We start from the raw sequence: 13,193 nt of genomic DNA on the forward strand, positions 1-13,193 counted from the left end.
GGGTAAGCCCAAACCCATCGATTCGAAGTAGGGACTCAACGACCATGACCACGGAAACCACTCCCGTGCCTTCAGCTCCGGCGTCTGCCGAGCCGGAAATGCTCACCGGCTCGGGTGCAATCATTCGCACGCTCGAGCTACTCGGCGTCACCGACGTCTTCGGCATTCCCGGCGGCGCCGTCATTCCGCTGTACGACGAGCTTATGACGCAAACCAAGATTCGCCACATTCTGGTACGCCACGAACAGGGCGCCGGCCACGCGGCCGAGGGCTACGCCTCTGCCACCGGTCGCGTCGGCGTCGCAATTGCCACCAGCGGCCCGGGTGCCACCAACCTCGTCACCGCCATAGCGGACGCCTACATGGACTCGGTTCCGTTGCTCGCGATCACCGGCCAGGTATTCTCCACTTCGATGGGAACGGACGCCTTCCAGGAAGCCGACATTATCGGTATCACCATGCCGATCACGAAGCATTCCTTTCTCGCTCGCCGCGCCGAAGAGATTCCGGCTGCGATCGCGTCGGCGTACCACATCGCTTCTACCGGCCGTCCAGGCCCGGTGCTCGTGGACATCACCAAGGACGCGCAGCAGAACCTGGCGCCGTTCATCTGGCCGCCCAAGCTCGACCTGCCCGGCTACCGGCCGATCGTCAAGGCCCATGGCAAGCAGGTGCAGGCCGCGGCCCAGCTGCTGCTGGCCGCGAAGAAGCCCGTGCTGTATGTGGGCGGCGGTGTTATTCGCGCCCACGCATCCGCTGAACTGCTTGCCCTGGCCGAGGCGACCGGTGCGCCCGTCGTGACCACGCTCATGGCCCGCGGAGCCTTTCCCGACTCGCACCCCCAGCACCTCGGTATGCCGGGCATGCACGGCACGGTTTCGGCCGTTCTCGCGCTGCAGGAGAGCGACCTCATCATTTCGTTCGGGGCCCGCTTCGACGACCGGGTGACCGGGAAAATCAGCGAATTCGCCCCTAGTGCGAAGATCGTGCACGTTGACGTCGACCCCGCTGAGATTTCCAAGATTCGCTTTGCCGATGTACCCATCGTCGGTGACGCCAAAGACGTCATTGCCGACCTGATCATCGCCTGGACGGAAGTCGCCCAGGCTGGCGGGTCCGACATAGCCGAGTGGTGGACCTACCTGCACGGACTGAAGGAGGAGTTTCCGCTCGGTTTCACCGAGCCGACCGATGGGCTGCTCGCTCCGCAGTATGTGATCCAGCGCATCGGTGAACTCACCGGACCCGAAGCGGTCTACGCGGCCGGCGTCGGCCAGCACCAGATGTGGGCGGCGCAGTTCATCAAGTACGAACGCCCCAACTCGTGGCTCAACTCCGGCGGCGCCGGCACCATGGGCTACTCCGTTCCGGCTGCCATGGGCGCCAAGGTCGCCGAACCCGACCGGGTCGTCTGGTCGATCGATGGCGACGGCTGCTTCCAGATGACCAATCAGGAACTCGCCACCTGCACGATCAACAAGATCCCGATCAAGGTCGCGATCATCAACAACTCCTCGCTCGGCATGGTGCGCCAGTGGCAGTCGCTGTTCTACGACGGACGCCACTCTTTCACAGACCTCAACACCGGTCACGGTACCGCCATGGTTCCCGACTTCGTCAAGATGGCGGACGCCTATGGCGCGCTCGGAATTCGGGTGACCAGCAAGGACCAGGTGGATGACGCCATCAAACTGGCCCTCGCCACCAACGACCGCCCGGTCGTGATCGACTTCATCGTGAGCCCCGGCGCCATGGTCTGGCCGATGGTTCCGCAGGGAGTCAGCAACAGTTTCGTTCAATACGCCAAAGACCACGCACCAACCTGGGGAGACGAATAACCGTGACGAGCCACGTTCTGAGTCTGCTCGTCGAGGACAAGCCCGGCCTGCTCACGCGCGTCGCCGGCCTGTTCGCGCGTCGCGGGTTCAACATTGAGAGCCTCGCCGTGGGCCACAGCGAGATCCCCGGCTTGTCGCGCATCACAATCCTGGTCGATGTCGACGACGTCCCGCTCGAGCAGGTGACCAAACAGCTCAACAAGCTCATCAACGTCATCAAGATCGTCGAGCTCGACGTGTCGCAGTCGGTGCAGCGCGAACACCTGCTGATCAAGGTCAAGGTCGACAGCACGACCCGATCGCAGGTGCTCGAAGCGGTCAACCTGTTCCGTGCCCGCGTCGTCGACGTGGCCACCGACGCCGTCGTGATCGAGGTCACCGGCGACAACGGCAAGACCCAGGCGCTGCTGCGGGTGCTCGAACCGTTCGGCATTCGGGAACTGGCCCAGTCGGGTCTGCTGGCCATCGGCCGCGGATCGAAGTCGATCACCGAGCGCGTCTTCAGAAACTAACGTTTTCAGTTTTCCAACCATCAATTCACGAGGAGAGAAACATATTGTCTGAGATTTTCTACGACAAAGACGCCGACCTGACGATCATCCAGGGCAAGAAGGTGGCCGTCATCGGCTACGGCTCGCAGGGTCACGCCCATGCGCAGAACCTGCGCGACTCCGGAGTTGAGGTCAAGATCGGCCTGAAAGCCGGCTCCAAGAGCACGGCCAAGGCCGAAGAAGCCGGCTTCACCGTACTGACCACAGCGGATGCCGCGGCCTGGGCCGACGTCATCGTCATTCTCGCTCCCGACCAGGTGCAGCGTCACCTGTACAAGGACGACGTGCTGCCGAACCTCGCCGTCGGCAAGGTCCTCGTCTTTGGACACGGCTTCAACATCCGTTTCGGCTATATCACCGCTCCGGACGGCGTCGATGTCGTCATGGTCGCTCCCAAGGGACCCGGCCACACCGTGCGCCGCGAATTCGAAGCCGGCCGTGGCGTTCCCGTGATCGTCGCCGTTGAGAAGGACGCCTCGGGTAACGCGTGGCCGATCACCCTCAGCTACGCCAAGGCGATCGGTGGCCTGCGCGCCGCCGGCATCAAGACCACCTTCACCGAAGAGACCGAAACCGACCTGTTCGGTGAGCAGGCCGTGCTCTGCGGTGGTACCTCTCAGCTCATCCAGTACGGCTTCGAGGTTCTCACCGAGGCCGGCTACCAGCCGCAGGTTGCCTACTTCGAGGTGCTGCACGAGCTCAAGCTCATCGTCGACCTCATGTGGGAGGGCGGCATCGCGAAGCAGCGTTGGAGCGTCTCCGACACCGCGGAATACGGCGACTACGTCTCGGGTCCGCGCGTCATCGACCCGAGCGTCAAGGAGAACATGAAAGCCGTTCTGGCCGACATCCAGAGCGGCGCGTTCGCCGAGCGCTTCATCGCCGATCAGGACAACGGCGGAGTCGAGTTCCTCGCCCTGCGCAAGAAGGGCGAAGAGCACCCGATCGAAGCAACCGGCCGCAGCCTGCGCAAGCTCTTCGCGTGGAACGCGTCGACCGACGACGACTACGTCGACGGCGAAGCCGCCCGCTAGATCCCCGCTCGCCCCACCCACCCCGCCCTTCTCCTCCGCGAAACTGCAATTGCGGGGCTGCAGAACGCGGTTCAAACCTGACAACTGCCGTTTCGCGGGGGGTGGGGGAGGGGCGTGACCGGAAGGGGGACCGTGGGCCTTCGACGCGTGAGCGCGTCCGCGGGGATGCTCGGCGTGCTCGGCTATGTCGCCGTCGACGTCGTGCTGCAGCTGCTGCCGCCGCACTACAGCCCGATCAGCGAGGCCGAAAGCAACCTCGCCGTCGGTCCCTTCGGCTGGGTCATGAGCGTCAACTTCCTTGGCCGGGCTGCCACCACACTGTGTGCGCTGGTCGCGATCGGGCAGCTGGGCACGGTATCTGCGCTGCACCGAATCGGCCTGCTCCTGCTCGGGGTCGCCGGGCTCTGCTCGGGGGTGCTCGCGTTCTTTCCGACCGATATCCCCGCGGCGGGAGCCGGGCTCGTTGCCGAAACTGCCGCGGGACTCGTGCACCTGGTCTTCGCAACCCTCGGCTTTCTGACGGCCTTCGCCGCGATCGTGCTCCTGACCCGTAGCTTGCACCGAAACGCGCTACTACCGGAAAGCCACCGGGCAGCCCTGATTTTCACCGCCATCGCCATGGCGGGGTTGCTGTTCCTGCTGCTCACCGTGACCGTGGCCCCCGGCCTGCTGGGCCTTGCCGAGCGGATATGCCTGCTCGGCATCCTCGGCTGGGTCTTCTTCGTCTGTGCCGGCATGCTCCGGCTGAACGCGCGCGTCCTTGCCCCGAGCCCGCCGTGAACAGTGCGTGAACATCCCGCTCTCGGTTGTGGCGTCAGCTCGCCCGCGCCGCAAGCTGGAGGGATGACATCCCTTTCTCGACGTGAATTGTTCTCCGCCGGCGTCTTCGTGGTCGCCGGTGCCGCCGCCGCGACCGTCGGCGGCGAACCTGCCCAGGCAGCCGCCCCCAAGGGCGCCCTCCCGGGCACGACCTTCGCACACGGCGTGGCCTCGGGAGACCCGCTGCCCGACGGCATCCTGCTCTGGACCCGGGTCACCCCCGTGAAAACCGCCGTGCCCGGCTCCGGCCTCGGCGCAGACGTCTCCGTGACCTGGGAGCTCGCCGAAGACTCCGGCTTTCGGCGGGTGGCCGCGAAGGGCACCGTCGTCACCGGGGCCGCCCGCGACCACACGGTCAAGGTCGCCCCCAGCGGGCTGCGCGCGGGCACGGCCTATTGGTACCGCTTCAGTTCCGGCGGCGTCACCTCGCCTGTCGGGCGTACGAAAACGGCCCCGGCGGCCGGAGAGGCCCTCGACCGGCTGCGCCTCGGGGTGGTGTCCTGCGCGAACCTGCAGGCCGGCTACTTCACCGCCTATCGCCACCTCGCCGACCGCGGTGATCTCGACGTCGTGCTTCACCTCGGTGACTACCTCTACGAATACGGTGTCGGCGAGTACCAGGCCCGCGATGTGGTCGTGCGTCCGCACGACCCAACCACGGAAATGACCACCCTCGAGCACTACCGCCGCCGGCACGCCCAATATAAGACCGATGTCGACCTGCAGGCCCTGCACGCGGTCGTGCCCTTTATCGTCACCTGGGATGACCATGAATCCGCCAACGATGCCTGGTCCGGCGGCGCCGAGAACCACACGGAGGGTTCCGAGGGCACGTGGAACGTGCGCAAGGCCGCCTCCAAGCAGGCGTACGCCGAGTGGATGCCGGTGCGGTACGACGCGGGCGGTCAGCTGTACCGCCGCTTCAGCTTCGGCGACCTCGCGAGCGTGTCGATGCTCGACCTGCGCAGCTATCGCAGCCAGCAGGCGTCCACCATCGTCAGCCCGGAGATCTCCAGCCCCGAGCGCACCCTCACCGGCGCCGCGCAAATGAACTGGCTGCTCGACGGCTTGACGCAGGCCAGCACCCAGTGGAAACTCATCGGCAACCCGGTGATGATCGCCCCGGTACGGTTCCCCTCCACCCTCTCCACCGCCGAGATCGGGGGAGTGCAGACCCTGCTCGGGTCCACGACGATCGACGGCGTGCCCTACAACGTCGACCAGTGGGACGGCTACACCGCCGATCGCAGCCGCGTGATCAGTCATCTGCGCGACAATGCGATCACGGATGCCGTCTTCCTCACCGGCGACATTCACTCCGGTTGGGCCTGCGACGTGCCCGCCGACCCGCTCACCTACCCAAGCACCGGGACATCCGTTGCCGCGGAACTCGTCTGCACCTCGGTCACGAGCGACAACCTCGACGACATTCTCGGGGTGCCGCCACGCAGCGGTTCGATCGCCGTCGAAGACGCCTTCAAGGCGGCGAACCCGCACGTGAAATACCTCGACTTCGACTCACACGGCTTCTCGGTGCTCGAGGTGACTCCCGCGGCGGTGCGGATGGACTGGTACGTGCTCTCCGACCGCACCAGCCCCACGTCCACGAGTTCACGGTCGGTGTCCTACCAAGTCGCCGCCGGCACCCATAAGGTCACGGCCCTCGCATGAACGGCCCCGCCTCGATCGCCGCAGACCGCCGCCAGTTCCTGAAGATCGCCGTCGGCGCCAGCGCCACCGTCGTGCTCTCGACCGCTCCCGGAACCGCGTGGGCCAAGCCCCCGAGCATCGCGGTGCCGCCCGCCGCCCGCACCCGCGTCTACGTGCTCGTGGTCGACGGATGCCGTCCAGACGAGATCACCGCGCAGCTCACCCCCCGGCTGCACGCCCTGCGCAGCCAGGGCGTCAACTTTCCGACGGCCCGGTCGCTTCCGGTCATGGAAACCATCCCCAACCACGTGATGATGATGACCGGCGTGCGGCCCGACCGCTCCGGCGTTCCCGCGAATTCGATCTACGACCGGGCCGAAGCCGTGGTCCGCGACCTCGACCGACCGAGCGACCTGCGCTTTCCGACCCTGCTCGAGCGGCTGCAGGAGAAAAATCTGACCACCGGCTCGGTGCTGAGCAAGGAGTACCTGTTCGGAATCTTCGGTGAGCGGGCGACCTACCGGTGGGAGCCGGCGCCGCTGGTACCCCTCACTAACCACGCGCCGGACCGGTTCACCATGGACGCGCTCATCGCCATGGTCACGATATCCGACCCTGACCTGATCTTCGCCAATTTCGGTGACATTGACCGGGTTGGGCACTCCGACGAGACCGGTACCTCGATCAAAGCTGCTCGCACGGCAGCGCTCGCCTCGAGCGACTTCCAGATCGGCCGTTTCGTCGACCACCTCGTCTCGGCCGGACTCTGGGAGAACAGCGTGCTCGTGGTGCTGGCCGACCACTCGATGGACTGGTCGATCCCCTCCAACGTCATCTCGGTGGACCTGATCCTCCGTGACCACCCGGCGCTGCGCGAGCAGATCGTCATCGGCCAAAACGGCGGCGCCGACCTGCTCTACTGGGTGGGCAGCGTCGCCGGTCGCACCGCCGGACTCGCCGAGATACGCGCGCTTGTGACCGCCCATGAGGGCGTGCTCTCGGTGTCCGAACCGACCGCACTCCGCCTCGGCGCCGAGGCCGGCGACCTCGTCGCCTTCTGCCGGGCCGGCTGGCGCTTCTCCGACCCGACGATCGCGTCCAATCCGATTCCCGGCAACCACGGGCATCCGACGACCGAACCGATTCCCTTCTTCATTTCCGGCGGCAGCCCGCGCGTTCGCCGGGAAATCACCCTGTCGGACCCCGCCCGAACCGTGGACGTCGCGCCCACGATCGGCGCCCTGTTGGGCCTGCCGGCGCCAGCCGGCGGCTACGACGGCACGGCGAGAAGCGCGGCGTTCACCGCGTAGCCCGCGACCGGCCCGATGCCCTCACCTTGATCATCTCCTTCTTCGTGCCCTGACCCGTCAGCGCCCAAATGGAAAATCGTCGGCCCGGTCTCGCCGTCATTGCCGTCCCCAACGTTCCCGCCATAGTCGCGGCCTCGTACCGATTATTCCCGAGGGCGGAGTACTACACCCTCGCTCTAACCGGCATCGTCGGCGGCAACCGGATACTCTATAAAAATGAACCCGAGACGTGACGACGACGCACTGAACTGGGCCGGTGACGACGACCCAACGCTGCAAGACGGGAGCACCGATCGGGCGAGGCCGGCGTCTGGTGGTGTGCCCGAAGGGTGGAGCATCCCTCGGGTTTCAGCGGACTCCGAGGTCGCTACCGACACTACGACGCAGGCTGATAACCCTGAACCGAGCGGTGCCCAGACACCCGACAACACCCAGCCTTCCGCCTCAGCACCGAGCTCTGTTGCCCTGATCGGCATGGGCATCCTGGCCGGCATGTACCTGTTGTACACGATCGGCTGGTTCATCGGTGTCGCGCGGATCGAAAAATCCATCACCGACCCGGTCACCGAATTCATGTTCTCGCTCGGCGCCTGGCTGGCGGTAGCCGCGCCACTCGCGTGGTTCGGTGCGACCTACTGGCTCACCATGAGCCGACCGCGTGCCCGACTGATCTGGCTGCTGATCGGCGTCGTCGTGCTCGCCCCCTTGCCCTTCATTATCGGTTCGGGAGCGGGCTCATGAGCGTTGCAGATGGCAATGTCTCGGACGACACCACCGCCACCCGTCGACGTCCACCACCACGGTGGGCGTTGCTGAGCATTGCACTATTCTTCGGATTGTTCTATGCCTACGACGTGTGGGAAGCCGTCGGCAACCTGGTCGGGCTGAACCTTCAGGCGCAGTCACTCGCGACCCAGCTGAGCGGCTTCGGCTGGGCCGTGCTCATCTTCGCGGTGCTGCTGCCGGTGTTGGTCTACGCCCTGGCCTACTGGCTGGGACGCAACCGGGCTTTCGGAGTGCAGGCCCTGACCCTTCTCGTGGGGTTGTGTGCGGTGGCCGCCGTGTCGCTTGACATTGCCGCTGTGTTCAGCCTGGGTCGATTGATCGTCTAGCTAGAGCACCGCGACGATGATGAGGGCCATCAATATGAGCTGCGCGATGAGCCGGGGAACCAAGGGGATCGCCACCCGCCCAAACCGCTTCGGGTGCCGCGCAGCATAGGCATTGGCCGGAAATACCGCCGCCAGAAACACCGCGAGCGCGACGGCTGCGACCACCATGGTCGGTGGATAAAGCAATCCCAGCCCGCCAGCAATCTCGCACACCCCGGTGAACAACACCAGGTTCACCGGGTTGGCCCGACCGCTCCGCCGCAGCCGCGGCGGAATTATCGCCGCCATCGTGCGCTGCACCGCCGGCTGAAAATGAGTGATCCCGGCGCCAATGAAAACCAGAGCCAGAAGCACGCGCAGAACCAGTTGGAGACCGTCTATTACGTCGCTGCTCATTCGTCTATTGTGCAGCCGGTAGGGTTGGAATCCGAGTAGCGCCCCTTGTCGCGCCACCGACAAATGCAATCTAAGGATCCGATTTTAGTGTCGAAGCCCGTCGTCCTGATCGCCGAAGAACTTTCCCCCGCCACCGTCGATGCCCTCGGGCCCGACTTTGACATTCACCACGTCGACGGCACGGATCGCTCCGCCCTGTTCGCTGAGCTCGCCACGGCGCAGGCCGTCTTGGTGCGGTCCGCCACCAAAATGGATGCCGAAGCCATCAAGGCCGCGCCGCTGTTGAAGGTCATCGCCCGTGCAGGCGTCGGCCTCGACAACGTCGACATCAAGGCCGCTACCGCGGCCGGAGTCATGGTCGTCAACGCCCCCACTTCCAACATCATCTCGGCCGCCGAGCTGACCGTTGGGCACATCCTGAGCCTGGCCCGTCACATTCCGGCCGCCTCCGGCGCCCTCGCCGACGGGCAGTGGAAGCGCTCCAAGTACACCGGTGTCGAGCTCTACGAAAAGACCATCGGCATCATCGGCCTCGGCCGGATCGGCGCGCTCATCACGGCCCGCCTGCAGGCGTTCGGCACCAACGTCATCGCATACGACCCGTACATCACGTCGGCGCGCGCACAGCAGCTCGGCGTGACCCCGGTCACCCTCGACGAGCTGCTCGCGCAGTCCGACTTCGTCACTATTCACATGCCGAAGACCCCCGAGACCACCGGCATGATCGGTGCAGCCCAGCTCAAGCTGATGAAGCCGACCGCGTTCGTCGTGAACGTCGCCCGCGGCGGACTCATTGACGAAGAGGCGCTGCACGAGGCCCTCCTCGCCGGCACCATCGCCGGCGCCGGCCTCGACGTGTTCGTCAGCGAACCGCCCACCGGCTCTCCGTTGCTCGGACTCGACAACATCATCACCACCCCGCACCTCGGCGCCTCGACCGACGAAGCCCAGGAGAAGGCAGGCGTCTCCGTTGCCAAGTCCGTACGCCTCGCGCTTTCCGGCGAGCTCGTGCCCGACGCGGTCAACGTAGCCGGCGGCGTCATCGATCCCTACGTGCGCCCCGGCATCCCGCTGGTCGAAAAGCTCGGCCAGGTATTCTCCGGCCTGGCCGCGCACAGCCCGCTCACCAGCGTGGACATCGAGGTGCGTGGTGAACTCGTCGAATACGACGTCAGCGTACTCAAACTCGCCGCACTCAAGGGCATCTTCACCAACGTGGTCAGCGAAACCGTGTCCTACGTCAACGCGCCGCTGTTGGCCGAGCAGCGCGGTGTCACCGTGCGCCTGCTCACCGACGCCGAATCGCCCGAGTACCGCAACGTCATCACCCTGCGCGGCGCCCTCGCCGACGGTTCGCAGGTCTCCGTTTCTGGCACCCTCACCGGCACCAAGCAGATCGAGAAGATCGTCGAAATCAACGGCTACGACGTTGAGGTTCCGTTCGCCAAGAACCTTATTGTGATGCTCTACGCCGACCGCCCCGGAATCGTCGCCGTTTACGGCCGCGAATTCGGCGAGGCCAACATCAACATCGCGGGCATGCAGATCGCCCGCCACGTGGCCGGCGGCAAGGCGCTGAGCGTACTGACCGTCGACTCCGAGGTTCCGGCCGGGCTGCTCACCGCGGTGCGAACGGCGATCGACGCCGAGATCATGGTGGAGATCGACCTCACCGAATAGCGCCCTTCGCCCGTGAATGGGGGCGGTAGAACGGATACGAGTGGGCGCCTGCCCGGTGGGCGCCCACTTTCTGTTCCGAGGTTCGGCTCGGAGGTATCCGGCCTGGATGACTACTTGGAGCGCGGCAGGAGCCGGCCGATCAGGGTGATCAGCCGCGTCATGGATTCGTCGGTGTGGCTCGGTGGTGTGAGTTCGTACGCGGCAAGCGACGAGTTGACGTAGAGTCCGTCGCTGATCAGCATGATCGCCTGGGCTGTATCCGGGTCATGTACGGCGTCTTCAATGACCGAGAGCCAGCGTCGACGAATCTCGCTGAGCACCTGCATGGCCCGGGGATCCCGGCCTTGGGCGAGGCGGGAACCGGCGATGTAAGCGCGGTCAAGCGGACTGCCGGTGTGCACCGAGGTGCGAATAAGGTAGTCGACGGGTCCGGCCGGGGCGGTGCGGATGTTATCGGCGTCCTCGCGCGCGAGCGCGTCGAGGCGGGCCAACAGGCCGTCGACGAGGGCGTCCTTCGAGGCGAAGTGATAGAGCAAGCCACCCTTGGACACCGCGGCTGCCGCCGCCACAGAGTCGAGTGTGGCGGACCGTTCGCCGCCCTCGACCAGTAGCTCCTCAAAGGCGTCGAGCAGTCGATCCCGCGTGGGAGCGGACGGCGCGGGGGCATTTTTCGACATAGGGGCCATGGTAACGAACACGCAGACTGTGGGTTGGACACAAGTAACGGACTAGACAACTATACCGTCTAGCCGGTACAGTCAAAGGTGATGTTCCGCCGATAACGTTCGAAAAAAGTACCCAGAAAGTGAACGAGATCGTGTCTGCCCCCGCTGGTCCCACCAATCCCACCGTGCTGCCCACCGAGGCCTGCGTCGCCGAGACTCGTGCTGCTGGGGGCAGTGCTGTTGAGGGTAGCGTTGTTGAAGCCAGCGGTGTTAAGGGCAGCGCTGTTAAAGCCAGCGGTGTTGAGGGCAGCGCGTCCCGAACCCGTGACGCCGATGACACCGCTCTTACAGCCAGCGCCGGGGCCCCCGGGGGAGCGGCATCCGCTCTGCCCGTGCGGCACGACCGTCGCCGCTGGTGGGCGCTGGCCGTGTTGATGTTGCCGGTGCTGCTCGTGTCGATCGACAACACCGTGCTTAATTTTGCGTTGCCGGCGATCTCTACGGCCACGCTGCCGACCGGTGTGCAGCTGCTCTGGATGGTGGATATCTACCCGCTCGTGCTCGCCGGGCTGCTCGTGGCCATGGGGAGCCTGGGCGACCGCATCGGGCGGCGTCGCTTGCTGCTCATCGGCTCCGCCGGGTTTGGCGTGGTCTCGGTGTTCGCGGCGTTCGCCCCGAGCATCGAAGGCCTGATCATTGCCCGGGCAGCGCTCGGATTCTTCGGCGCGATGCTCATGCCCTCAACCCTGTCCCTGCTGCGAAGCACCTTTGTGGACCGTGACCAACGCCGCCTCGCCATCGCCATCTGGGCTACGGGCTTCGCGGCCGGCAGCGCGCTCGGTCCGGTCATCGGTGGCATCCTGCTCGAGCACTTCGCCTGGGGCTCAGTGTTCTTGATCGCCGTTCCCGTGCTGCTGCCGCTGTTCGTGCTAGCACCGATCCTGGTGACCGAATCGCGCGACCCGCACCCCGGGCGCATCGATTTTCTCAGCATCACCCTGTCGCTTGGCACCATGCTGCCGATCGTTTATGGCATCAAAACCATCGCCGAGCACGGGGCGACCTGGTTCACGTTCGCTCCGATTGCGCTCGGACTATTGCTCGGCGTGTGGTTCGTGCGTCGCCAGTTGCGCCTGCCGAACCCTATGCTCGACATGGGCCTGTTTCGGCGCGGCGCGTTCAGCGGCGCCGTCGGCGTCAACCTGCTTAGCGTCACAGCGCTCGTCGGCTGTCTGTTCTTCATCTCGCAGCACCTGCAACTCGTGCTCGGACTCTCACCGCTCTCGGCCGGCCTTGTGCTGGTGCCCGGCCTGGCCGCGATGATCGTGGCTGGACTGCTGATCGTGCCGATCGCCCGCCGGGTACGCCCGTCGCGAGTGGTGCCGGTGGCACTGCTGGTGTCGGTCGCCGGGTTCGCGTCGATCGCGTTGCGTGGCGGGCAGATTGATGCTTTCTCCATCGGCGTGGCTTTCGTGCTGCTCGGCATCGGAATCGGAGCGGCCGAGACCGTGTCGAACGAGCTGATCGTGGCCACGGCGCCAGCCGATAAGGCGGGGGCGGCCTCCGCCGTGTCCGAAACCGCCTACGAGCTGGGAGCTGTGCTCGGCACAGCTGTGCTCGGCACCATTCTGACCGTGTCGTATCGCGCGGCAGTGCTGCTGCCCGAAGGCCTGAGTGCGGCTGAACGGGTTGCCGCCGGCGAAACGCTTGGTGGAGCCGTGGCCGTCGCCGGGCAGCTACCCGCCGGGGTGGCGCAGCAGCTGCTCAATTCAGCTCGGCACGCTTTCGACAGCGGTGTCGGCCTCACCGCCTGGATCGGTGTTGCGCTCGTGCTCGGTGCGGCCGGCGTCGCGCTTGTCGCGCTGCGCAGGGCGCGCTAGCTACAGGTCGTCGATCGAGTTCTCGCGGCGTGTGACCTGCTCGCCATTCGCCGGGTCGGCGATGGTTCGGGTGGTGCTCACGCTGTTGCGGCGACGCGTCATCAGCACGATGCCGAGGATCGTCACGAGCACGCCGGCCGCGAGCAAAATGTAGCCGACAAGCTGCAGGTCGATTCCGGTGACGGTCACGTCGAGGGCCCACACCAGTATGGCGCCGACGACCAGCAGAAAAATTCCTAGTCCGATACTCATGATTAC

General features: G+C 65.7%; 13 protein-coding genes. 10 read left to right on the forward strand and 3 right to left on the reverse strand.

Annotation, left to right across the window (positions count from 1 at the left end):
* The first annotated feature begins 44 nt into the window (after nucleotides 1-44).
* The 8 genes from E3T27_RS06060 (at nucleotide 45) to E3T27_RS06095 (ending at nucleotide 8,314) form a co-directional block, all read left to right on the forward strand.
* Nucleotides 45-1,838 (forward strand): acetolactate synthase large subunit, encoded by a 1,794-nt coding sequence (locus tag E3T27_RS06060; RefSeq protein WP_134571915.1) that lies wholly within the window; start codon nucleotides 45-47, stop codon nucleotides 1,836-1,838.
* A gap of 2 nt (nucleotides 1,839-1,840) precedes the next feature.
* Entirely contained in the window at nucleotides 1,841-2,350 is a 510-nt protein-coding gene (ilvN, locus tag E3T27_RS06065) for an acetolactate synthase small subunit (protein ID WP_174722183.1), read from the forward strand.
* A 44-nt stretch (nucleotides 2,351-2,394) separates the two neighbouring features.
* The gene (gene ilvC, locus E3T27_RS06070; RefSeq protein ID WP_134571916.1) at nucleotides 2,395-3,423 is read left to right on the forward strand and encodes a ketol-acid reductoisomerase; all 1,029 of its coding nucleotides are present in this window, start codon (nucleotides 2,395-2,397) and stop codon (nucleotides 3,421-3,423) included.
* 132 nt (nucleotides 3,424-3,555) lie between these two features.
* Nucleotides 3,556-4,203, forward strand: coding sequence for a DUF998 domain-containing protein (locus tag E3T27_RS06075; protein ID WP_166786114.1), 648 nt, complete (start codon nucleotides 3,556-3,558; stop codon nucleotides 4,201-4,203).
* A gap of 63 nt (nucleotides 4,204-4,266) precedes the next feature.
* Nucleotides 4,267-5,913 carry an alkaline phosphatase D family protein gene (locus tag E3T27_RS06080; protein WP_104197638.1) on the forward strand — a complete coding sequence of 549 codons (1,647 nt, stop codon included), beginning with the start codon at nucleotides 4,267-4,269 and terminating at the stop codon, nucleotides 5,911-5,913.
* The gene (locus tag E3T27_RS06085) at nucleotides 5,910-7,202 is read left to right on the forward strand and encodes an alkaline phosphatase family protein (protein ID WP_134571918.1); all 1,293 of its coding nucleotides are present in this window, start codon (nucleotides 5,910-5,912) and stop codon (nucleotides 7,200-7,202) included. Before E3T27_RS06080 ends, E3T27_RS06085 begins: the two co-directional genes overlap by 4 nt.
* Before the next feature lie 216 nt (nucleotides 7,203-7,418).
* Nucleotides 7,419-7,943, forward strand: coding sequence for a hypothetical protein (locus tag E3T27_RS06090; RefSeq protein ID WP_134571919.1), 525 nt, complete (start codon nucleotides 7,419-7,421; stop codon nucleotides 7,941-7,943).
* Complete coding sequence (locus E3T27_RS06095; RefSeq protein WP_134571920.1) at nucleotides 7,940-8,314, forward strand: bacitracin resistance protein; 375 nt, start codon at nucleotides 7,940-7,942, stop codon at nucleotides 8,312-8,314. The genes E3T27_RS06090 and E3T27_RS06095 overlap by 4 nt, the downstream gene beginning before the upstream one ends.
* Here E3T27_RS06095 and E3T27_RS06100 read toward each other — a convergent pair whose 3' ends face one another.
* The gene (locus E3T27_RS06100; RefSeq protein ID WP_134571921.1) at nucleotides 8,315-8,710 is read right to left on the reverse strand and encodes a DoxX family membrane protein; all 396 of its coding nucleotides are present in this window, start codon (nucleotides 8,708-8,710) and stop codon (nucleotides 8,315-8,317) included.
* Nucleotides 8,711-8,797: 87 nt separating this feature from the next.
* Here E3T27_RS06100 and serA point away from each other — a divergent pair, with 87 nt between their 5' ends.
* Nucleotides 8,798-10,390, forward strand: a complete 1,593-nt coding sequence (gene serA, locus E3T27_RS06105) for a phosphoglycerate dehydrogenase (protein ID WP_104200968.1) — start codon at nucleotides 8,798-8,800, stop codon at nucleotides 10,388-10,390.
* A 110-nt stretch (nucleotides 10,391-10,500) separates the two neighbouring features.
* On the opposite strand, the gene E3T27_RS17160 is transcribed toward serA, so the two are convergent.
* Entirely contained in the window at nucleotides 10,501-11,067 is a 567-nt protein-coding gene (locus E3T27_RS17160; RefSeq protein WP_134571922.1) for a TetR/AcrR family transcriptional regulator, read from the reverse strand.
* A 380-nt stretch (nucleotides 11,068-11,447) separates the two neighbouring features.
* On the opposite strand from E3T27_RS17160, the gene E3T27_RS06115 reads away from it, so the two are divergent.
* Entirely contained in the window at nucleotides 11,448-12,935 is a 1,488-nt protein-coding gene (locus tag E3T27_RS06115) for an MFS transporter (protein ID WP_241992153.1), read from the forward strand.
* Here E3T27_RS06115 and E3T27_RS06120 read toward each other — a convergent pair whose 3' ends face one another.
* Nucleotides 12,936-13,187, reverse strand: a complete 252-nt coding sequence (locus E3T27_RS06120) for a DUF6458 family protein (RefSeq protein ID WP_104128277.1) — start codon at nucleotides 13,185-13,187, stop codon at nucleotides 12,936-12,938. It lies immediately after the preceding gene.
* Nucleotides 13,188-13,193: the final 6 nt, after the last annotated feature.

The sequence above is a fragment of the Cryobacterium lyxosi genome, from assembly GCF_004403345.1.
GTDB classification, from domain to species: Bacteria; Actinomycetota; Actinomycetes; order Actinomycetales; family Microbacteriaceae; genus Cryobacterium; species Cryobacterium lyxosi.